Source organism: Curtobacterium sp. MCBD17_030, from assembly GCF_003224255.1.
GTDB lineage: Bacteria > Actinomycetota > Actinomycetes > Actinomycetales > Microbacteriaceae > Curtobacterium.
The window spans coordinates 1-20,890 of sequence record NZ_QKLI01000004.1; the positions used below are offsets into that span (position 1 = coordinate 1).

Annotated in this window: 19 protein-coding genes; 7 read left to right on the plus strand and 12 right to left on the minus strand. The window is 70.4% G+C overall.

Annotation, left to right across the window (positions count from 1 at the left end; translation table 11 throughout):
- A partial coding sequence (locus DEI89_RS05330; RefSeq protein ID WP_110903018.1) for an NUDIX domain-containing protein occupies positions 1-614 on the minus strand: 614 nt, incomplete at its 3' end.
- Positions 615-708: 94 nt separating this feature from the next.
- Between DEI89_RS05330 and DEI89_RS05335 the strand changes: the two genes are divergently transcribed.
- Entirely contained in the window at positions 709-1,656 is a 948-nt protein-coding gene (locus DEI89_RS05335; protein WP_110903019.1) for an ADP-ribosylglycohydrolase family protein, read from the plus strand.
- Positions 1,657-1,720: 64 nt separating this feature from the next.
- On the opposite strand, the gene DEI89_RS05340 is transcribed toward DEI89_RS05335, so the two are convergent.
- Together DEI89_RS05340 and DEI89_RS05345 are read right to left on the minus strand one after the other, a co-directional pair.
- Positions 1,721-2,200, minus strand: a complete 480-nt coding sequence (locus tag DEI89_RS05340) for a DUF4395 domain-containing protein (protein WP_110903020.1) — start codon at positions 2,198-2,200, stop codon at positions 1,721-1,723.
- Positions 2,197-2,661: a co-chaperone YbbN gene (locus tag DEI89_RS05345; RefSeq protein WP_110903021.1), complete on the minus strand. Its 465-nt coding sequence runs from the start codon at positions 2,659-2,661 to the stop codon at positions 2,197-2,199. The genes DEI89_RS05340 and DEI89_RS05345 overlap by 4 nt, the downstream gene beginning before the upstream one ends.
- A gap of 95 nt (positions 2,662-2,756) precedes the next feature.
- Between DEI89_RS05345 and DEI89_RS05350 the strand changes: the two genes are divergently transcribed.
- The gene (locus DEI89_RS05350; RefSeq protein ID WP_110903022.1) at positions 2,757-3,818 is read left to right on the plus strand and encodes a hypothetical protein; all 1,062 of its coding nucleotides are present in this window, start codon (positions 2,757-2,759) and stop codon (positions 3,816-3,818) included.
- A 51-nt stretch (positions 3,819-3,869) separates the two neighbouring features.
- Here DEI89_RS05350 and DEI89_RS05355 read toward each other — a convergent pair whose 3' ends face one another.
- A complete protein-coding gene (locus tag DEI89_RS05355) occupies positions 3,870-5,927 on the minus strand; it encodes a nuclease-related domain-containing DEAD/DEAH box helicase (RefSeq protein ID WP_110903023.1) in 2,058 nt (685 codons plus the stop codon).
- Between the two features lie 136 nt (positions 5,928-6,063).
- On the minus strand, positions 6,064-6,579 hold the full coding sequence (locus tag DEI89_RS05360) for a hypothetical protein (protein WP_110903024.1): 516 nt from the start codon (positions 6,577-6,579) through the stop codon (positions 6,064-6,066).
- Positions 6,580-6,653: 74 nt separating this feature from the next.
- On the opposite strand from DEI89_RS05360, the gene DEI89_RS05365 reads away from it, so the two are divergent.
- Entirely contained in the window at positions 6,654-6,872 is a 219-nt protein-coding gene (locus tag DEI89_RS05365) for a DUF1653 domain-containing protein (protein WP_110903025.1), read from the plus strand.
- A gap of 27 nt (positions 6,873-6,899) precedes the next feature.
- On the opposite strand, the gene DEI89_RS05370 is transcribed toward DEI89_RS05365, so the two are convergent.
- Positions 6,900-7,268 (minus strand): hypothetical protein, encoded by a 369-nt coding sequence (locus DEI89_RS05370; protein WP_110903026.1) that lies wholly within the window; start codon positions 7,266-7,268, stop codon positions 6,900-6,902.
- Positions 7,269-7,355: 87 nt separating this feature from the next.
- Between DEI89_RS05370 and DEI89_RS05375 the strand changes: the two genes are divergently transcribed.
- Positions 7,356-10,850, plus strand: a complete 3,495-nt coding sequence (locus tag DEI89_RS05375; RefSeq protein WP_220034515.1) for a bifunctional RecB family nuclease/DEAD/DEAH box helicase — start codon at positions 7,356-7,358, stop codon at positions 10,848-10,850.
- A gap of 48 nt (positions 10,851-10,898) precedes the next feature.
- On the opposite strand, the gene DEI89_RS05380 is transcribed toward DEI89_RS05375, so the two are convergent.
- The 4 genes from DEI89_RS05380 to DEI89_RS05395 all read right to left on the minus strand — a co-directional run bounded on the left by DEI89_RS05380 (position 10,899) and on the right by DEI89_RS05395 (position 13,860).
- On the minus strand, positions 10,899-11,537 hold the full coding sequence (locus DEI89_RS05380; protein ID WP_110903027.1) for a GPP34 family phosphoprotein: 639 nt from the start codon (positions 11,535-11,537) through the stop codon (positions 10,899-10,901).
- Positions 11,538-11,539: 2 nt separating this feature from the next.
- Complete coding sequence (locus DEI89_RS05385; RefSeq protein ID WP_181421509.1) at positions 11,540-11,968, minus strand: SseB family protein; 429 nt, start codon at positions 11,966-11,968, stop codon at positions 11,540-11,542.
- Positions 11,969-12,082: 114 nt separating this feature from the next.
- On the minus strand, positions 12,083-12,907 hold the full coding sequence (locus tag DEI89_RS05390; protein WP_110903029.1) for an SDR family oxidoreductase: 825 nt from the start codon (positions 12,905-12,907) through the stop codon (positions 12,083-12,085).
- A 161-nt stretch (positions 12,908-13,068) separates the two neighbouring features.
- The gene (locus tag DEI89_RS05395) at positions 13,069-13,860 is read right to left on the minus strand and encodes an HNH endonuclease family protein (protein ID WP_258368774.1); all 792 of its coding nucleotides are present in this window, start codon (positions 13,858-13,860) and stop codon (positions 13,069-13,071) included.
- A gap of 101 nt (positions 13,861-13,961) precedes the next feature.
- Between DEI89_RS05395 and DEI89_RS05400 the strand changes: the two genes are divergently transcribed.
- Entirely contained in the window at positions 13,962-14,741 is a 780-nt protein-coding gene (locus DEI89_RS05400) for an aldo/keto reductase (protein ID WP_220034516.1), read from the plus strand.
- Positions 14,742-14,851: 110 nt separating this feature from the next.
- Here DEI89_RS05400 and DEI89_RS05405 read toward each other — a convergent pair whose 3' ends face one another.
- A complete protein-coding gene (locus DEI89_RS05405) occupies positions 14,852-18,160 on the minus strand; it encodes a DEAD/DEAH box helicase (protein WP_181421510.1) in 3,309 nt (1,102 codons plus the stop codon).
- A gap of 97 nt (positions 18,161-18,257) precedes the next feature.
- Here DEI89_RS05405 and DEI89_RS05410 point away from each other — a divergent pair, with 97 nt between their 5' ends.
- Both DEI89_RS05410 and DEI89_RS05415 read left to right on the plus strand, forming a co-directional pair.
- The gene (locus DEI89_RS05410) at positions 18,258-18,824 is read left to right on the plus strand and encodes a hypothetical protein (RefSeq protein ID WP_146236685.1); all 567 of its coding nucleotides are present in this window, start codon (positions 18,258-18,260) and stop codon (positions 18,822-18,824) included.
- A 99-nt stretch (positions 18,825-18,923) separates the two neighbouring features.
- Positions 18,924-19,367: a BLUF domain-containing protein gene (locus tag DEI89_RS05415; protein ID WP_110903032.1), complete on the plus strand. Its 444-nt coding sequence runs from the start codon at positions 18,924-18,926 to the stop codon at positions 19,365-19,367.
- An 80-nt stretch (positions 19,368-19,447) separates the two neighbouring features.
- On the opposite strand, the gene DEI89_RS05420 is transcribed toward DEI89_RS05415, so the two are convergent.
- The gene (locus tag DEI89_RS05420; RefSeq protein WP_110903033.1) at positions 19,448-20,866 is read right to left on the minus strand and encodes an amino acid permease; all 1,419 of its coding nucleotides are present in this window, start codon (positions 20,864-20,866) and stop codon (positions 19,448-19,450) included.
- Positions 20,867-20,890: the final 24 nt, after the last annotated feature.

Sequence of the window (20,890 nt, forward strand, 5' to 3'; positions counted from 1 at the left end):
ACGAGGTCGTCCGCCCGCTTCCCCTCGGCCACCACGAGCCGCCCCACCATCGCCCTCCGGAACGTGTCCGGCTGCAACCCCACCCCGAGCACCGCTTCATGCAACCGCCTCAGCTCGGTCATCGTGAACGGCTCCGCGAGGAGCCCGTGCGGGTCCGGCCGCTCCCGATGGTCCTCCCGCAGCTGGGCCACGGCGTACTCGAGAATGTCGTCATGCGCGTGCACCATCGCCCCCGCTGCCGCGACGGGCACCAGGCGCGCCCGCACGGAGTCGATCGTCAGGGCGGCGGCTGGTACGACGTCGAGGTGCGCCACCGACAGCACCCACCCCCGGGAGTCCCGCGCTGGATCGTCGAACACGTGTAGCTGCCGCGGCGCGAGCCCCTCGACGCCGGCCTTCTCGCGCAGGGACCGCAGCACTGAGTCGGCGAGGCGCTCGCCCTCGTGCACGAAGGTCCCCGGCAGTCGCCAGTCACCATCGACCGCATCACGGACCTGCAGCACCGACAGCTCGCCGTCGACGACGGTCATGACCGCGGTGTCGACCGCCACGGAGGGGTGCGGGTAGTCCGCCAGGCGCTTGCCGTTCGGGTCGCGGTACTCGGTGTCAGCCACGAGCAGGAGTTTACGCGCACTTGCGCTTATCGCCAGAGCGGTGCAGAATCGAGTTAGCGCGGAACTGCGCTAACCTGCATCGGGAGGTCTCGCCATGACCGAGCACACCACGATCCTCGACCGCGCCGTCGGCGCCGTCCTCGGCTCCGCTGCCGGCGACGCCCTGGGCGCCGGCTACGAGTTCGGCCCGCCCGGTCCGGAGCCGACGCCGATCCTGATGCGGGGTGGCGGGTCGTTCGGGTGGCGACCAGGGGAGTGGACGGACGACACGAGCATGGCCGTGCCGATCCTCCAGGCCGTCGCCCGAGGTGACGACCCGGCTGCGGAAGCCACCTTCGACGGCTTGGTTGGCGCCTGGGCGAAGTGGGCGTTGGACGCACCCGACGTCGGCATTCAAACCCGACAGGTGCTCTCCGGGCTGGAGGCCCACACCGCCGCCGCCAGTCGGCTCGCTGCCCGGCGGGTGCACGAGTCGACCGGCCGCTCGGCCGGCAACGGGTCGCTGATGCGGACCGTGCCCCTCGTCCTCGCGTACCTGCGCGGCGACGACGGCGAGGAGGCGCGGCTCGCCACGGCGGCCCGCGCGGTCAGCGACCTGACGCACCACGAAGCGGACGCGGGGGACGCGTGCGTGCTGTGGTGCGTCGCGATCCGGCACACGGTGCTGCACGGCGAGCTCGACGTCCTGCGGGGGCTGGACCTGCTCGCGCCGGCGGCTCGACGGACGTGGACGGAGCGACTCGTCGCAGCCGAACACGCGGAGCCGGTGGCCTTCACCGCGACGAACGGGTGGGTCGTGTCGGCGCTGCAGGCGGCCTACGCGGCGGTGCGGTCGTCGACCTCGCTCGAGGACGCCCTCGTCCGCGCGGTCCGGTCGGGCAACGACACCGACACGGTCGCGGCGATCGCGGGCGGCCTCGCCGGAGCGCTGTACGGGGCGGCGGCGCTGCCTGAAGAGTGGCGAGCCGTGCTGCACGGGTGGCCGGAGCTGCGGGCGGACGACCTCGTGGCGATGTCGGAGCGGGCGGTCGGCGTGCGCTGACCGGTGGCACTGGAGCCGGCGTCGGAAGCTGCCGTGGGGGGAGTTTCCGACGCCGGACCCGGTGCTACGCGATGCTGCTGCGGCCGCGGAAGACGCCGACGCGCACGAGCCAGACGTACATCAGGCACCCGATGCAGACGTCGAACGCCGCGTTGAGGAACGCGGCGACCAGGGCGACGGCAGCGCCGACCGGTGCGGCGTAGGGGACGCCGAGGAGCGCCAGGACGAGGGCGACACCGGTCACGACGAGTCCGACGCGCTGGGCGAATGTCGGGGGCTCGGGTGCCTCGAGTTCGGCGGGCGGGCCGAGTCGCGGCCGCACCAGGCGGCGGAACACTGCGCCGTACGGGTGGCGGGCGATGCCGGCGAGACCTCCCCAGGCGAAGAGCGCGGCGATGACGGCGAGCAGGACGATGCCGATCGTCCGCGTGCTGTCGTTGAGGGTGAGGACGATGTCAAGCGCGAGCAGGACCGTCGTGATCGCGGCGCCGAAGCGGGGCGAGCGCGGGTCGATCCCTCGGGAGGGTGCAGGGCTGGTGGTCATGGGTGCTCCTCGGTGAGGACGGCGTCGAGCGCGGCGATGAGTTCGGACTGGCGGGGCGGTCCACCGAAGCGGGCACGGACGGTCTGCGTTCCGTCCACGAGGAGCACGGTCGGGGTCTGCATCACGTCGAAGCGCCGGGCGAGCTCCGGGCGTTCGGCGAGGTCGATCTCGAGTCGGCGGACTCGAGCCGGGCCGCCGGCCGTCGTCGACTTCGACGCGGCGACGGCGTCGAGTTGCCTCGCCGTGGCGGGGCAGCGTGCGCACGTGGGAGTCGAGAACTGGAGGAGCGTGGCGGCGGTGCCGAACGCCTCCCGGTCGGCGAGGTCGGTCACCGTTGTCGCATCGCTGCCTCGGGACGTGACCACGCGTGCTCGGCCGGTGCGGCTGCGGAGCAGCAGACCGAGGGCCGTCGCGATGGCGAGGACGCCGGCGACGATCGCGAGCGAGAGGGCGACGGTCATGTCTGGACCCTACGTGGCGGGGCCCGCTGGACCAAGGGTGTCTCGTCCTATGGCGAGAACGCCGGAACTCGACTCTGAAGTGTTTGAATCAGGCCATGCCCTTGTTCCGACTCGAAGCTGACGCGCTCGTGGAGCAGCGTCCGGCCACCTTCCGAGACCTGCACCTGTACGAACGCGGCGACATCCAACGGCTCCTCCGTGCTCAACCAGGCGCACTCGGTGAATCGCTCCTGATCATCAGCGAGGAGTTCGGCGACTGGGAAGACTCGCGCCGTCGAATCGACCTGCTCGCCCTCGATGAGGCTGGCAACCTCGTCGTGATCGAGTTGAAGCGGACGGAAGACGGCGGTCACATGGAGCTACAGGCAATCCGTTACGCCGCAATGGTCTCCTCGATGACCTTCGACGAGGTCGTTCAAGCGCTAGCAGCGCACCGTGCTCGACTTTCCGAGGGCGACGGTTCTCTGGACGAAGCGCGCGGCGTCATCGCGGACTTCCTGGGAACGGAGGGAGAGGGCATTGCACTCTCGACGGACGTGCGCATCGTTCTGGTCTCGGCAGATTTCGGGCGTGAGATAACAACCGCCGTTTTGTGGTTGAACCGCTTCGAGGGCATGGACATCCGCTGCGTCCGACTGAAGCCGTACGAAGTGGACGGTCGCATCCTTCTCGACATCGACCAAGTGCTACCGCTGCCCGAGGCCGCCGCCTACCAAGTCAAGATCGGGAAGAAGGACGCCGCCCGGGCACGGCGTTCCTCCTCCGACGGCCGAGACTTCACAAAGTACGTCGTCTCCGCTGGCGGACGAGACTCGGACGTGTTGAACAAGCGGAACGCTGTACGGCACATGGTCAACGTTCTGACCAACGCCGGTGTGTCGATCTACGACATAAAGCCCCTGTTCCGCGAGCGAATCTTCCGGTCCGTGCCCGGACTGATCGCCGCCGGTGATCCCTGTGTCCGGGCTCTCCTCAACCATGAGCCGCAACTCGATGTCAAGCGCTACTTCACCGAGTCGCCGATTCATCAGGGGAACGAAACGCACGTCATGTTCAGGATGTGGGGAACGAACACCGAGCCCACCTTGCAGAAGCTTGTCGATGCCTTCCCAGCGGTCGGGGCCTCGTTCACCGCCTTCCCACCCGACGAGGACTGAGCTCCGGCTGCTTCACCATCCCTCGTCGGATCATGTAGTCCGGGTGGCAGATCAGTTCGAAACTCCGACCCAGAGCTGGTCGCGAGCTCTGGTCATGCCGACGTAGAGCTCGCGGAGATCGAGTCGGCGTCGTTCGAGGGCGCTCTCGTTCTCGGCCGCGGGCTCCTGGTCCAGGAGCCGCGCTGGGACGTCCGCCAGGAAGACGTGCTTGAACTCGAGGCCCTTGGCGCGCTTGATCGTGCCGACCTTGATGTTGCTCGTCGTCTGCCCCGTGTACCGCTCGATCGAGACGACCGGTAGGCGCTCCTCACGCAGGATGCCGATCACACGGTTGGCTGCCGCATTGGTCGGAGCCAGGATGCCGATGTCGCCAGTTCTCGTCCCGCCGCGGACAGCAGACCGAACAGCAGCCACCAGTGCCCGGTGAAGGTCCCTCGACTGGGTGAAACGTCGGAGCACCGGCTCCGGTCCGGTCCGGGTGATCGCGGCGACCGTGTCACCGGCAGCGTCCGTGCCCTCGATGTCAGTGACGATGTCCTCTTCGACGAGACGGCGCGCGAAGTCGGCGATCTGACGGGTGTTGCGGTGGTTGACGTCGAGGATGACGCCGCGGCCGGCGAGGCTGATCCCGATCTCTCCGAGCGTGTAGCCGCCAGGGTAGATGGACTGCTGACCGTCGCCGATCAGCGTCAAGCCGTCTCGCTGGTCACCGACGAGAGCGTGCAGCATGCCGACCGTCACGCAGCTGAGGTCCTGTGCTTCGTCGATCACGACTGCCTCGTACCGGTGGAGTGGACGCTCCCGGAGCTCGTCGCGAGCCATCCGGGCCAGGTCAGCCCAGTCGACGACGCCAGCGGAACTGAGATTGCGGTTGTAGGTCTCGGTCAGTGCCCATGCTCGCTCCCGGAGCTCGACGGGGAGGGCGTACTTTCGTCCGACGCGGGACACGGCTGCGTACCGCTCGAACTCGGTCAAGCCTCGACCCTTGATCACGTGTGTGACCTCGTCCCGCCAGTAATCAGAGCCGAACCGTGGGGACCTGAGCGGGTCTTTCGGGTCGAGGGCGTTCCAAGCGCGCCACCAGGCGGTGTTCGCGGCGTCCGGGTCGATCTCGAACGGGACGCGGCGTTCCTTGAGGAGCGAGCGGGCGAAAGCATGAACGCCTGCGAACTCGACCTTCGCGGCGTGCGCTGGTTCCAAGCGCTCGAGCAGCGACTTCAAGACCGCCGGGAAACTCTTCACGAACGTCGTCACGAGCACCTTGTCGGTGGCGGCTCGGGCGAGGTGCGCTGTTCTGTGGAGGCCGACGACGGTCTTCCCGGTACCCGCCGCGCCGCGGATACGGGCGGGCCCGTTGAAGCTCCTCCGTGCGATCTTTGCCTGCGCCGGATCGAGGAAGGACATCCACGTCTCGATCGGCGCTTCGTCCAGGTGGAGGAGCCCCCGGTGGAACTCTTCCAAGTCGAAGACGACCTCGTCCTCATCGACGTCGATGTGCAGGGCGGAGGGCCCGTCCTCTGGGTCGACGATGACCGCGAAGTAGTCGCGGGCGACCGCAGCGAGCTTCTCCACGTCGGCGACGTTCAGCCGCGCACCGGGACGTCGGAGTCGCTCGACGAGCTTCTCGGTGCCCACGACCTCGACGGTCCCGACAGCGGTCGCGATCCGGGGCTGCAGCGACATCACGGCGATGCAGTGCACCTCGCTCGGTGGCAGACCGACCTCGGCGAAGGCCTCCTGCGTGTCAGCGAGCAACGTCGAGAGAGAGTCGAACTCGTCCGTGACGTCGTCCTGTCCCCGGTGCGGCCGACCTCCCTGTACCGAGAAGTCCCGCCATGCCTTCGTGTCGACGATGAAGACTCCGGACCGCCCGACCACGACCAGGTCCACCTGGGCTGTTCGAGATCCAGGCCATCGTCGGTCCGGAAGGAGCTGGAAACCGTCGGTCGCGAGCTCGGAGACCAGTTGCATGGTCTGCGCTTCGGTCTTCTCCGCAACCGAGAACCGGCTGGAAGCGGCGAGCAACGCGGCTGCGTTGGCTGGGTCAGCCTCAGCTGCGCGGCTGAGGTGACGAGCACGTTTGCCCGCTGACGCGCCCGCCATGCTCATACAGTCGCCTCCAGAACGGAGGATCCACCATCGACTTCGCGGCGGTCCCCCTGCCGTCGCGCCCGCACATCAGTTTGATGGACGCCGTCGCGGCGCACCAGTGACCTCTTCGGGCGACGTCAGCGACTGACCAGTACTAGTCCGGCAGGCCGAGCCGCTCGCACTCGGCCCACTGCTCGGGGCGCCGCTTGTCGAGCCACGCGGTGAACTCGCGGTAGCCGCGGTAGTTCGTGAAGACCATGAACTGCTTCTTCCGCTGCTCGTTCCAGGCGGTGAGGCTGATGAACGTCACACTGCCGTTCGACTGCTTGCCGAGACGGAGCGTGTGGATGTCCTCGACTTCGCGGCGGCGGAACTTCCCGAAGCCGGACTTCACGTCGTAGTGCCGGTCGTAGACGTTGATGCGGCCGGCGGCGAGAGCCAGGCCAAGCAGCAAGGACCCCGCTCCGAGGACGATGAAGATGCCGAACGCGGGGCTGTCGTCCGAGCCCGCGATGAGCTGGAAGACGAGCCCCGGAACACCGATCACCAAACCGATCAAGCCGAGGGCCAGGAAGATCACCCCGGGGAACAGCGGCCGGCGCACGACGATCTGCGGCGCCACCTCCGCCTTGGTCGCGCTTCCGCCCCACTGGTTGATGCTGTCGCTCATCGTTCCCCCTCCGACGGACACCGTACCGGGAACGGCGGCGCACGGTCGGCTGTCGTCTCCGTAGCATCGGGAGGATGAGCGATGACGTGACCCCAGGGCGGTACCGGCACTTCAAGGGCGGGGAGTACCAGGTGGTGCTCCTGGCACAGGACGTCGAGACCGAGGAGCCCGTCGTCGTGTACCAGGCGCTGTACGGCGAGCACGGGCACTGGGTGCGAGGCCTCGCGGACTTCACCGCGCATGTGTCGCGTGACGGGTACGACGGACCGAGGTTCGTGCGCCTGGAGTCGTAGTCGTGACGGCGCGGCCGCGACCTCGGCTCAGAGCGCGGCGCGGGCGTCCTCGATCGCCGCGATGAGCCGCGGGACGCCCCACACCACGAAGCGCCCGTGCACACCGCTTCGGAGTTCGACCCGGAGCTGCCGCGACAGGCCTCGTGACACGTCGCTGAGCGAAGCGATCTCGCCCAAGGGGAAGCCGAACTGCGGGCGGACGCGGTTCACCGCGTGGCCCTCGAAGAACAGCGCGGTCGAGGTGAGGACGAGCCTGCCGCCGATGCCCTCCGTGCCCTTCCGCCCGGGCACGAGCAGGCGCAGCTCTGCCGCGACGGACTGGTCCTTCGCACCGTGGTCGATGAGCAGGTTGGCGTTCTTCCGCAGCAGCTCGGTGCTGGAGTCCCCGGGTTCCATGCGGCAACCGTACGGGAGGCTGCTGCACGCGCCAGTGACGTCGGTGCCCGCCCCTACCCTGGAGTCTCACGACCAGCGAGGAGCGCAGTGCAGATCACCGAGGACGGCCGAGCCCTGCTCAGCCCGAGCGACCTCACCACGTGGGCGACCTGCGAGTGGGCGTTCCTCCGCCGCCTCGACGCCAAGCTCGGCCGCGGCGAACCCCTGCCCGACGAGCACGACGACATGCTCGACCGGACGGCCCGCCTGGGGGACCAGCACGAGCTCGACTACCTCGAGATCCTCAAGCAGTCCCATGACGTCGTGGAGTTCGACCGTCCAGCCCCGCCGCAGTACCGAGAGGCCGCAGCCGCAGCGCTCCAGGCCATGCGGGACGGCGCGGACGTCCTGTACCAACCGACGTTCCACGCCCCTGCGTCCGCAGACGGGTCGGGCTTCATCGGCTTCGCAGACTTCATCATCCGCAACGACCGCGGTGAGTACGAGGTCTACGACACCAAGCTCGCCCGCCACGCCAAGATCAGTGCCCTGCTGCAGCTCGCCGCCTACGCCGAGCAGATGCGCGCGCACGGCATCCCGACCGGGCAGCAGGTGCACCTGGTCCTCGGCGACCGCACGACGACCACGCACGAGCTGGCCGACATCGTGCCGGTGTACCGCACGCAGCGGGCGGAGTTGATCCGGGTGATCGCCGAGCGGCTGGCCGCCGACGAGCCGATGCAGTGGGGCGACCCCCGCTACTCCAGCTGTGGGCGGTGCTCCGCCTGCCAGCAGGAGGTGCAGCGACACCGCGACCTGGTCCTCGTCGCCGGCATGCGCCTGGACCAGCGGACGAAGCTCATCCGGCAGGGTGTGCGGTCGATCGACGACCTGGCGGTCCGGACCGCGCCGGTGGCGACCATGTCGAAGACGACGCTGAATCGTCTGGTGCGGCAGGCGAGCCTCCAGATCGAGACGGAGCGACAAGCCGGACAAGCCGGACAAGCCGGACAAGCAGGGCCCGCCTTCGACGTCCTCGACCCACGCGCCCTCGACGCGATCCCAGCACCGGACCCCGGCGACGTCTTCTTCGACTTCGAAGGCGACCCGCTGCACACCGAGGACGGCGTGCACTGGGGCCTCGACTACCTGTTCGGACTGGTCGACGACCAGGCCGAGTTCCGCGCGTTCTGGGCGCACACGATCCGCGACGAGCGCCAGGCGCTCGTGGACTTCCTCGCGTACATCGCCGACCGCCGTCAGCAGTACCCGGACATGCACATCTACCACTACGCCGCGTACGAGCGGACGCACCTGCTGTCCCTCGCCGCGCGGCACGGGGTGGGGGAGGACGCGGTCGACGACCTGCTGCGCGCCGGTGTCCTCGTCGACCTGTACCCGATCGTGCGGAAGGCGCTGGTGGTCGGCAGTCGCAGCTACTCGATCAAGAAGCTCGAGCCGCTGTACATGGGCGACGACCTGCGGCTCAGCGACGTGACGAACGCGGCCGACAGCATCACCGCCTACGTCGACGCGATCACCGAACTCCGCACCGGAGACGCCGTCGAGGGCCAGCGGCAGCTCGACCAGGTCGCCGACTACAACGCCTACGACTGCCGGTCGACGCTGCGCCTCCGCGACTGGTTGCTGGGCCTGCGCGCTGAGCACGCGCCCGACGCCACGACGAGGACCGAGCTGGAGGGCCTCCCGCCCATCCCCGTCGAGCGCGAGCCGAACCCGGTGTACGTCGCCCTGGCCGCCGAGACGGCGGACGTCGACGCCCTCGACCGCACACCGGACCAGACCGCGCTGGCGCTCGCCGCGGCCGCGATCGACTACCACCGCCGCGAGGCGAAGACGTTCTGGCAGGACCACTTCGATCGCCTGCGCAACCCGGTCGACGAGTGGGCCGACACCCGCGACGTGCTCGTCGTCGAACGCGCCTCTGTCGAGCGGGACTGGGCGACATTGCCGCGCGCCCGCTCACAGTCGCGGGAGATCCGGTTGTCGGGGACGCTCGCGCCCGGCTCCAGGCTCCGGGCGGGAGGCTCGCCCCACCTCGTGTACGACGACCCACTCCCGGCGTCGATCCCGGCACCGGGCCCCGGCTCGAAGGGCGCGACCGACCGCGCCACCATCCTGGAGGTGTGGGACAACGGCGACGCCACCGAGGTGCTCGTCCTCGAACGACTTCCCGTCGGCGGTGGCGAGCCGCACACCGGGTTCCCGGTCGCCCTCGCGCCGTCGTCGCCCCCGCGGGCGAAGCCGCAGCCCGAGGCGATCGCCGAATGGGGCGCCGAGGTGCTCGACGCACTGCCGGAGATGCTGCCCGATCCGGCGCTCGACCTCCTCCGGCGCGTGCCGCCTCGCGGGCCCCTCGTACCGGTCGCGGGGGACGACACAGTGGGCGCCGTGGTAGCGACCCTGCTCGGGCTGGACCGGTCGTACCTGGCGATCCAGGGGCCTCCTGGCACGGGCAAGACGTACGTCGGGTCGAACGTCGTCGCACGGCTCGTGCGGGAGCACGGGTGGCGGGTCGGCGTCGTCGGACAGTCGCACGCGACCAGCGAGAACTTCCTGGACGCGGTCATCGCCGCCGGGGTCCCCGCCGACCGGGTGGTGAAGCAGCCGAAGAGCGGCGCTGACCCCGAAGACATCGAGGCCGCCGAGTGGACGCCGGTGAAGAACGGCGCGGCGATCGCGGCGTTCCTGCAGTCTTGCTCGGACACCGGCACCGGGGGAGTCGTCGGCGGGACGGCGTGGACCTTCGCGAACGAGTCGACCATCGCGCGGCACTCCCTGGACCTGCTCGTCGTCGACGAGGCGGGGCAGTTCTCGCTCGCGCCGACCATCGCCTCCGCCATCGCGGCCACACGCCTGTTGCTCCTCGGCGATCCGCAGCAGCTGCCGCAGGTGTCGCAGGGCTCGCACCCCGAGCCGGTCGACGAGTCCGCGCTCGGCTGGCTGGCCGACGGCGAGCACGTGCTGCCGCCGGAGTTCGGGTACTTCCTGGCGCAGACCCGGCGGATGGAACCGGCCCTGACCGCGGCGGTGTCGGGGTTGTCCTACGACGGGCAGCTCGCGTCGATGGTGTCCGGGCGGTCCCTCGACGGGATCGAGCCCGGTGTGCACCCGGTGCCCGTCGTGCACGCGGGGAACACGACCTCGTCGCCGGAGGAAGCGGCGCAGGTCGTCGCGCTCGTCGCCGACATCGTCGGGCGCACCTGGACTGATGACCGCGGCACGCGCCAGCTGAACGACGAGGACGTCATCGTCGTCGCGCCCTACAACGCGCAGGGTGCGGTCATCCGGGACGCTCTCGACCGGGCCGGCCACACCGGCACGCAGGTCGGCACCGTCGACCTGTTCCAGGGCCGGGAGGCCGTGGTCTCGATCACCTCGCTGGCCGCGTCCTCCGCGGCGGACATCCCACGCGGGCTCGACTTCCTGCTCATGCCGAACCGGCTGAACGTGGCGCTGTCGCGGGCGAAGTGGGCGGCGTACCTCGTGCACTCGCCGGCGTTGACGACAGCGCTGCCGCCGTCGATCCCGGGGCTGGCGCTGTTGTCGCGGTTCATCGAGTTGGTGGCGCCGCGGGAGTGATGCCGTCGGCGTGACGCGGTCGGCGGGCGGGTCAGCTCGAGATGCCGCTCAGCCCCCGGCTGCACCGCCGCCGGCCGTCGCCGCGGTCTGCCGGCTCTGCACCACGGACTTCACCGCGCCCGCGACCCAGTCCCCGTCCGTCAGCGCCTTGACACGCTGTCGGTCGACCTTGCCGAACTGCCCACGCAGCGTCCCCGTGGCGTTGAGTAGCCCGATGAGCGCGACCGCGAACGGCGAGGGTGCGACGCCGAGGTGCAGGACGTCACCGATCTCCCCACGCAGGAGCTTCGTCGGCCCACCGTCCCGCTCCGGCCAGCGGGCCGAAGGGAAGATCCCGAGGACCCGGTGCTCCTGCCGCGTCACGAGTCCGCGGTCGACGAGCCCGGCGAGCACGGCCTCCCGCAGCGCACCGTTCGCGTTCCGCGAGACCCAGGACGACGGTCGTCGCGGCGCCGGCGAGAGGTCGATCTGCTCCTTCATCCCGTCGATCACCGGGTCACCGACGGGAGCGGACTTCGCCGGGATCACCTTGCGTCCGTCGAACTGCAGCACTCCGCGGAGCGCCAGGTCACCGAGGACGGCTCCGGCGGCACCGGGGTCGAACGTCTGCGACGAGACGGCGAGCTTGCCATCCGGACGCAGGAGCAGCAGCGCGTACCCCTGCGGCAGCGTCAGCTGGGCGGACATCGTCAGGCCTCGTCGGCCTCGGTCGGCACGCCGCCGATGCCCGCGCGCAGTCCGGCGACGACGTCGGCCTGCAGGAAGTTCGCCGCTTCGGCGCTGGTCGGGTCGACGACGATCCCGAACTCCTCGGGCAGCGCGGTGACGAGTTCGGCCATCGGCATCGCGCGTGCTTCCAAGCCCGGGAGGCTCGTGGCCAGCTGGGCAGGATCGGTGAAGACCGGCACGAACGGACGGTCGCGCAGGACGACGTGCGCCACGCTGCCCTCCTCGGGCTCACCGCTGGTGCCGGCGGCCTTCCACGGAACCCAGGCAGCGCTGCCGAGGAATCCCTCCGCCGATTCGCCCATGCGTCGCCGCAGGTCGCCGGCGGCGTCGGGTCCGGTGTTCTCGGCTCCGGGCCCGAAGCTGGACCCTGTCGTTCCGTTGGCGCTCATCGCGTTCCCCTCCACGGTCGTGTCACCGGCCATGCTGCCACGCAGGACGGGCGGAACAGGTGGGGCGCGCCTCCCGTCAGGAAGGCGCGCCCCGGTGACACGGACCGCGGGAGGTCAGTACTTGGCGGACTGCCCGCCGTCGATCGGGACGACCGCGGCGTTGATGTACGACGCGTCGTCCGAGAGCAGGAAGGCGACGACCGCGGCGATCTCGGGTGCCTCGCCGTAGCGCTTGGTGGGGTTGACCTGGATGAACTCCTCCGCGGCCTTGCGGGGGTTCTCCGGGTCGATCTGCTTCATCGAGTTCTCGACCATCGGCGTCCAGATGGCGCCCGGTGCGATCGCGTTGATGCGGATGCCGAACTCGCCGTACTCGACGGCGGAGTTGCGGGTCAGGCCGACGACGCCGTGCTTGGCGGCCGCGTAGCCGGACTGGTTGCCGACGCCGCGGATGCCGCCGACGCTGGCGGTGTTGACGACCATGCCGGAGCCCTGCTCGCGCATCACGGCGAGGACCTTCTCGAGGCCCAGGAATACTCCCCGAAGGTTGATCGAGACGACCTTGTCGAACTCGGCGGCGGTGAACGACTCGGTGACGTTCTGCTTGCCCTCGATGCCGGCGTTGTTGAAGAAGCCGTCGATGCGGCCGAAGCGCTCGACGGTGGCGGCGACGTAGGCGTCGACCTGCGCTTCGTCGGAGACGTCGGCGACGGTGGTGAGGACCTCGGCGTCGGGCGTGACCTCGAGGACGGCGGACTTCGTGGCCTCGAGGCCCTGCTCGGAGACGTCGACGAGCGCGAGCTTCGCGCCCTCGGTGGCCAGGCGGACGGCGGTCGCACGGCCGAGGCCGGAGCCGCCGCCGGTGATGAGGACGACGCGGTCGGTGAAGCGGGTGCTGGAGCTGGAGCTGGAGTTGGAGCTGGTGCTGGTGTCGGTCATGTGGTGGAGGCCTCCTGCGGTCTTCGACGATGAAGGGCTCGGGGTCCGGGGAGCGTCCGTGTCGGTGCGCGGCGCTGAGCGGCGAGTCCGGTCCGGCGGCGTCCGCCGGACGAGAGTTACGCTACAGGTGTTGTCTGACTGCGAGCGGTGTGCTCGGTGGCTCAGCAGGTGGTGAGGACTCGCTCCATCGCGTCCCGCTCGGCCGGCACGACCCAGAGCCGGTACTTCGCCTTCACCGCGACCTGGTGCTCGACGTACTCGCAGCGGAAGTCCTTCGCCGCGGGCAGCCAGGTCGCGGCGTCGAAGGAGCGCTTCTGGGAGTTCGAGTGCCCGTCGACCGCGAACAGGTTCTCGGGGTCGTTGGCCAGCGCCTGCCGATCGGCCTGGGTGAGCTGCTGGGCCCCGGTGCGCCAGGCGTTCTCGAGGGCGACGACGTGGTCGATCTGCACGAGGGTCGAGGTCGTGTTGCCCCGCACGAACGCGATCTCGCCGCCGGTGTACGGCGAGACGAGGTCGCCGGACAGCACCTTGCAGGGCCCCTGGCGGACGATGTCGGTCAGGTCGCGGGCCAGGACGTCGTTCCGGGTGTCGCAGCCGTTGTGGTCGAGGTCCAGCCAGGGGGTGCCGAAGTCGGCTTCTCGGTCGTAGCCGGTCGCGGGCGCCTTCCCCTTCACCGGCAGGGCGGCGAGCATCGTGCGGGCAGTGTCGGCCGTCGGACTGGAGGCCCGGCTCGGCCCCGTCGTCGCGGGCGTCTGTGCCGATGTGGTCACGTTGGGACGTGGGGTGGTGCCGGGGGCGCCCGTGTCGGTGGTGGCGCTGCCGGCGCTCGTCGTCGCGTCCGCTCCGGTGGAGAGCACTCCTGACGAGAACAGCGCCCACACGCCCATCGCGAGGACGAGCGTGACGATCGAGGACTTGATGGTGGCGCGGGTGCGGCGTCGGCGGGACGTCATGTTCGGTGGTGCTCCTGGTGGTGCTCGGGGGACCCTTCGATCCTGGCGGAGGCCGCCGACACCCTGGGACGCACGCGCCGCAGTCCGCGTAGGCAGGAGCCATGACCGACTACGCACAACCGTCCGTGCCCGTCACTGGAGGCTCGATGCCGCTCCTCGGCTTCGGCACCTGGCAGATCGAGGAGCCTGACGCTCCCGCCGCAGTGGCCGCCGCCCTCGAGGCCGGCTACCGCCACATCGACACCGCCACCGGCTACGGCAACCAGCGCGGCGTCGGCAAGGCCATCGCCGACTCGGGCCTTCCCCGCGAGGACCTGTTCATCACGACGAAGCTGCCGCCGGACAACGCCGACCGCGTCCGCGAGACCATCGAGGAGAGCCTGGACCAGCTCGGCCTCGACCACCTGGACCTGTGGCTCATCCACTGGCCGCCGAACGGCGAGGCACGTCCCGACGTGTGGCAGCAGCTCGTCGAGGCACAACAAGCGGGGCTGACGAAGGCGATCGGTGTGAGCAACTACTCGATCGACCAGATCGACGAGCTGATCCAGGGTACGGGTGCGACGCCGGCCGTGAACCAGATTCGCTGGAGCCCGGTCGAGTTCGACCGCACGGTCGCGGACGGGCTGCGGGACCGCGCTGTGGTGCTCGAGGGCTACAGCCCGTTCAAGGCGAGCAACCTGCAGGACGCGACGCTCGTCGAGATCGCCGAGGCCCACGACGCCGATGCCGCGCAGGTCATCGTCGCCTGGCACGTCGCCCACCAGTTCGTCGTCATCCCGAAGTCGTCGAACCCGGATCGCATCCGGTCGAATGCCGCCGGCGCGACGCTCGAGCTCAGTGCCGACGAGATCGCCCGGATCGACGGCCTGGCCGCCTGACCCACGCCGAACGGCCGAGACGCCGCCGAACCCCCGAGACGCCGCCGAACTCCGCGGCGTCTCGAGCGTTCGGCGGCGTCCCGCGCTGACGGGGGCGTCTCGCCGCCCGGTCAGGCCAGCAGTGATCGGATGTCCTCGGCGCTCAACCCCTCGGCGAACGGCGCGTCGTCGTCGATCATCGTGGCGAACAACTGCGCCTTCCGCTGCGCGAGCGCCAGGACCTTCTCCTCGATGGTGTCCTCCGCGATGAGCCGCTCGACGGTCACGGACCGGGTCTGCCCGATGCGGTGCGTCCGGTCGACGGCCTGGTTCTCGGCGGCCGGGTTCCACCACGGATCGAGCACGAACACGGTGTCGGCCTCGGTCAGGGTGAGCCCGAACCCGCCGGCCTTGAGCGAGATGAGGAACGCCGGGGCGGTGCCGTCCCGGAAGCGGTCGATGACGACTCCTCGGCGCCGGGTGGAGCCGTCGAGGTACTCGTACGCGACCCCGCGTTCGTCGAGGGCGGCGGAGACCATCTTGAGGAACGAGGTGAACTGGCTGAACACGAGTGCACGCCGCCCCTCGGCCGCGAGCTGCTCGAGTTCGTCGAGGAGCAGGTCGAGCTTCGCGCTGGGCACGTCGCCGTGGTCGTCCGACACGAGTGCGGGGGAGAGGGCGAGCATCCGCAGCAGGGTCAGCGAGCGGAAGACGATCATCCGGTTGCGGTCCAGGTCGTCGACGAGGTCCAGGACCTTGAGCCGCTCCCGGTTCAGCGTCTTCTCGTAGAGGTCGCGGTGTGCCGGGTCGAGGGTGACCCGGACGACCTGTTCGACCTTCTCGGGCAGGTCCGCGGCGACGCTCTCCTTCGTCCGCCGGAGCATGAGCGGTCGGATGCGTCGCCGGAGTCGGTCGGTCAGCTCCTTGCGGGCCGCTCCGCGGAGCTCGGTCGAGGCCAGCGGCTTGACGTAGTCGTCGCCGAACCGCGTCCACGACGACAGCAGCCCGGGAGCGACGACCGCGAACAGTGCCCACAGGTCGGCGAGCCCGTTCTCGAGCGGCGTGCCGGTGATCGCGATCTTCACGGGGGCGCGGAGTTCGGCGGCCACGCGGTGGGTCTGCGACTGCGGGTTCTTCACGAACTGCGCCTCGTCGAGGAGCAGCGCCGACCAGCTGAGGTCGAGGTAGGCGGGTGCGTCGAGCCGGAGCAGGGCGTAGGAGGTGACGACGACGTCCGACACGGCGGCGGTCCGGGCGACCCGCGCGGGGTCCTTCAGCGAGGTGCCAGCGATCGTGGTGACGCGCAGCGACGGGACGAACTTCGCCGCTTCGTCCGCCCAGTTGCCGACGACCGAGGTGGGCGCGACGACGAGGAAGGGTGGTGCCTCCGGGTCGGCGGCCCGCCGGTCGGCGATCATCGCGAGCGCCTGCAGCGTCTTGCCCAGGCCCATGTCGTCGGCGAGCACCCCGCCGACGCCGTGTTCGACCAGGAACGTCAGCCACGCGTACCCGTCGCGCTGGTACGGCCGGAGGTCGGCGTGCACGGTCGCCGGCACGACGGCGTCGGCCGGGGCGGTCGCGTCGAGCAGGCGCCCGGCGATCTCCTTCCACCGCTCGTCGTGCTCGGTCTCGTCGGCGAGCTGGTCGAACTCCGACCAGAGCGCCGCCCGGTACGGCGTCACGGTGAGCGGCTGCTCGGGTTCCCACTCGTCGAGCTCGCGGGCTTCCTCGATGACCTCCTTGAGACGGTCGAACGCGGGGTCGGCGAGCGACAGGTACGAGTTGTCGACCAGCTTCATCCGCCGGTCGCGCTTGGCGAGTGCCCGGAGCAGGGGCGTGAACGGGATCTCCTTGCCGTTCACGCTGACGAAGATGCCGAGGTCGAACCAGTCGTGCTTGTCCGACGGCATCGTCGTGACGCGGATGTGCGGCCGCCCGGTCAGGCGCTCGTAGTCGACACGCTCGCCCTGCACCAGGACGCGGACGCCGAGTGCGGGCAGTGCGGGCAGCAGCTCGTTGGCGAGCACGGCGACGTCGGCCCCGTCGATGGTCCCGTCCTGGAACCACTCGAGTCCGCCACCGGGCCCGGGAGGCTCGGACGCCTGCGTCTCGTCGTCCGCCGCGAGCACGCTGCCGAGTTCCGGCAGCGGCCCGTGCAGGGACACCGGGTCCTTCCGGCCGTCGACGCTCCAGCGCCACTGCAGGTGCGCCCGGTCGTCGGTCCGCGGCGCCCGGGCCGGTTCGAACGTCACGGTGAGCACGAGTTCCGGTGGCGTCCGTTCCGGCAGCTCGAGTGACCCGTCGGAGCTGACGAGTCCGAGGGATCCGCGGAGCTTCGGCGACCAGTCGGCCAGGAACTCGTCGACCTCGTCCGCGGGGACGGTGATGCGTGATGCCTCGACGAGCATCTTCCGCTGGTCCTCCGGCACGGGTGCAGCGGTCGGGGCGAGCGTCACGCGGAACTCGGGCGACTCACGGAACGCGTACACGCCGTGGTCGCCGACGACCCGCGCGGTGCCCTCGGCGAGCGGACGCCCGTCGATCACCGCGCTCGCGCCGATCAGCAGCCCCTCGGCGGTCCGGGCCGCGTCGAGCAGGACCCGGGCGTCGAGGCCGAGGTCGACCCCGCCCTCCCGCTTGCCGGTGACGAACGCGATGCCGAGCGGCTCGGCCTGTCGCAGCAGCGGCCAGAGGAGCGGACTGCGGAAGTCGTCGAGGTGGATCCAGTCGCTCTCCCCGGGCAGCCCCGCGAGCACACCCGCCCGGTGCAGCGCCTGGAACTGCATGAACCACGCGTGCTGGTCCGGCTCGAGTCCCAGCCGGTTCATCGAGTAGGGCAGCGCGCCCCAGGTGAGCTGCCCGCGCACCCAGTTGCCCGCCGCACTCCGGCTGACCGGTCGCACGCCGAGGCGCACCGCCCGACTGGCGACGGGCATCGTCCGGCCCGCAGCACGGGCACGTCCGGCGAGTCGGGCCGGCACCGCGTCGCGGAGTTCGAACTGGAGGCCCATCCCGCCACTCGCAGGCACGGTGCCGGAGCGGGTGGTCCCGTCGTCGTCACCGGCGAGGCGGGCGAGGTCGCGCCTCCAGTCCGGGGTCGGCGGGGTGGGCGGCTGCGCGCGGGGCCCGGCCTGCGCGGCGAGGGCACGGGCGTTGATGGTGAGGAGTGCGGCGGCGACGTGCTTGCACTCGCCGCCGAGCGGGCAGGTGCAGCGGCTGCGGACCGGACGGACGAACTCGCCACGGGCGATGGTCGTCTCGACCTGCACGTCGTACGGGTCGGCGGCGCTCCCGCTGACCGTCGCGGTGATCGTGCCGTCCTCGTGCCAGGTGGCTTCCTCGACCAGGCCGGCGCGCACGACGTCACGGGCGCGGCCGAAGGTCTGCGGCCCGACGAAGCGGATGACGTCGACGGCGTCGATCATCGGGGCTGCTGGCACAGGGACATCGTGCCAGGCCCCGCCGACGCTCGTCGTCCGGGTGGCGTTGGTACGGTCGGACGAGCGCCGGAGGGGCGCAGGAGACGAGGGGGAACACATGTCGATGAAGAGCATCCAGCAGGGCGCGACCGGGGTCGTCGTGGCGCTGCTCGCCGCGGTCGCACTGACCGGCTGCGCGGGCGGCGGGGACACGGAGACCGCCGAGGGCACGCCGACGCCGACGCGCGCGGCCGGGACGCCGGGCAAGGCGACCTGCGAACTGCTCGGGACCGACGGCGGAACGGTCTCGATGACCGAGACCGCCGACTCGTACACGATCGAGTTCCGGGGTGTCCCGCGGGACGCTTCCGACGACCGGACGTCCTACAGCGTGCAGGTCGACGACGACGACCGGCAGGCCTACGCCGGCATGCTCATGAGCTGGGACCGGGACGTGCTGCGGAACTACGGCACGACGGACGACCCGGAAGCCGACGAGGTCGAGGTCGACGGGGAACCCGAGGAGACCGGTGACGTCGTGCGCGGCACGTTCCCGAAGGTCGCGGACGGCCCCGCCTCGTGGTGGTCGCCCGAGTACACGACGATCACGGATTCCGGGGTGCAGCGTCACGTGTGCACCGAGGACGGCCAGGTCGTGCCGTACACGGCGCTGGCGGCCCGGTAGCAGGCGGTCACCGCGCTGTCCGGGCCGTCGTCCGGATCGGGTCAGGCCCGTTCGGGGGCTGGTTCGCATGCGCGTTGGTGAGACATCATCGGGAGCATCATGCTGCAGTCACTCGTCTACATGAGCTCGGCCACCCAGCCGTTCGACGACCCCGCCCTCGATGAGGTCCTGGCCCGCTCGCGCGAGCGGAACACCGCCGACGGTCTCACCGGCATGCTCGTGCACCGCTCCGGTCGGTTCATGCAGCTGCTGGAGGGTCCGCACGACGCCGTCATCGCCACCTACGGACGCATCATCGCCGATCCGCGGCACGACGAGGTCCGACTGCTGGTGGAGGAGTCGATCCACACCCGTCGGTTCCCGGAGTGGACGATGGCGTTCGACCGCGACGAGCAGGTCGAGCCGCCCGAGGGGTTCGACGAGTTCCTGACCTCCGGCGACGCCAGCGCCGATGCGAGCCGAGCGCGGGAACTGCTGCGCTGGTTCCGCAACCACCCGATGGCAGCGCCGACGGCCTCGCTCGGCAAGCACCGACGCGACTGACACCGCGCACCGCCGCACGCAGCGACCCGACCACCCCCTGGATGGTCGGGTCGCTGTGGTCTGGGGGCAGACGTCTGCGGTCAGTGGTCCGCGGGCTGGGCGAGCGTGCTGTGCTTCCGCGAGTACCCGAAGTACACGCCGAGCCCGATCGCGAACCACACCGCGAACCGCACCCACGTCTCCCACTGCAGGAACGAGACGAGCCACAGTGACGCCAGCACGCCGATGGCGGGCACGACCGGCATGAAGGGCACCCGGAACTGCCGGTCGAGGTCCGGCTGCCGGTAGCGGAGCACGATGACCGCGGTGCAGACCACGACGAACGCGAGCAGGATGCCGATGTTGGTCAGTTCGGCGACGACCCCGATCGGCAGCACCCCGGCCAGGACGGCCGACGCGATGCCGAGGATCCAGGTGACCCGGGTCGGCACGTGCCGCTTCGGATCCGTCTTCGCGAACCACTTCGGCATCAGCCCGTCGCGGCTCATCGAGAACCAGACGCGCGAGGCGCCGAGCATGAACGTCACCAGGACGGTGACGATGCCGACGATGGCACCGATCGCGATGACGTTCGCGACGCCTCCGAGCCCGACCGACGCGAACGCCGACGAGAACCCGGACGCCGGGTCGATGTCCTCGTAGTCCTGCATCCCGGTCAGCACGATCGTGGCGAGGACGTAGAGCACCATCGAGATGCCGAGGGACAGCAGGATCGCCTTCGGCATGTGCTTGCGGGCGTCCGTGGACTCCTCGGCAGCGGTCGACATCGCGTCGTACCCGAACACGGCGAAGAACACGGTCGCGGCGCCGGTCATCACACCGCCGAACCCGAACGGGAAGTACGGAGAGTAGTTCGCGCTGTCGATGTGGAACACCCCGAGCACGACGATCAGGACGACGAGCGCGACCTTGATCCCGACCGCGACGAACTCGAAGCGTGCGGCGCTCCGGATGCCCCGGGTGAGGACGAACGCGGTGAGCAGGCAGAGCGCGATCGCGAAGACGTCGACGACGTGGCCGTCGCCGGTGCCGGGCGCGCCGAGCATCCAGGCGGGCAGGTCGATGCCGAACTGGCCGACCAGGAACCCGACGTAGCCGGAGATGCCGATCGCGACCACCGCCACGATCGCCGTGTACTCGAGCAGCAGGTCCCAGCCGATGAACCAGCCGACGATCTCGCCGAGCACCGCGTACCCGTACGTGTACGCACTGCCGGCCTTCGGGATGAGCCCCGCGAACTCCGCGTACGACAGCGCTGCCGCAGCACTCGCGACGCCGGCGACGAGGAACGAGATGAGGACGGCGGGTCCGGCGACACCATTCGCGACCGTACCGGCGAGGGTGAAGATCCCGGCGCCGATGATGCCGCCGATGCCGATCGCGGTGAGCTGCCAGAGGCCGAGGTGCCGCTTCAGGCCGCCCTCGCTCCCGGAGTCGTCGTCGATGGTGTCGATCGGCTTCCGTCGGAACAGGGTCGAGGGGTTCGGCGTCGTTGCCATGCGGCCATCCTGCACCCGTTCCGG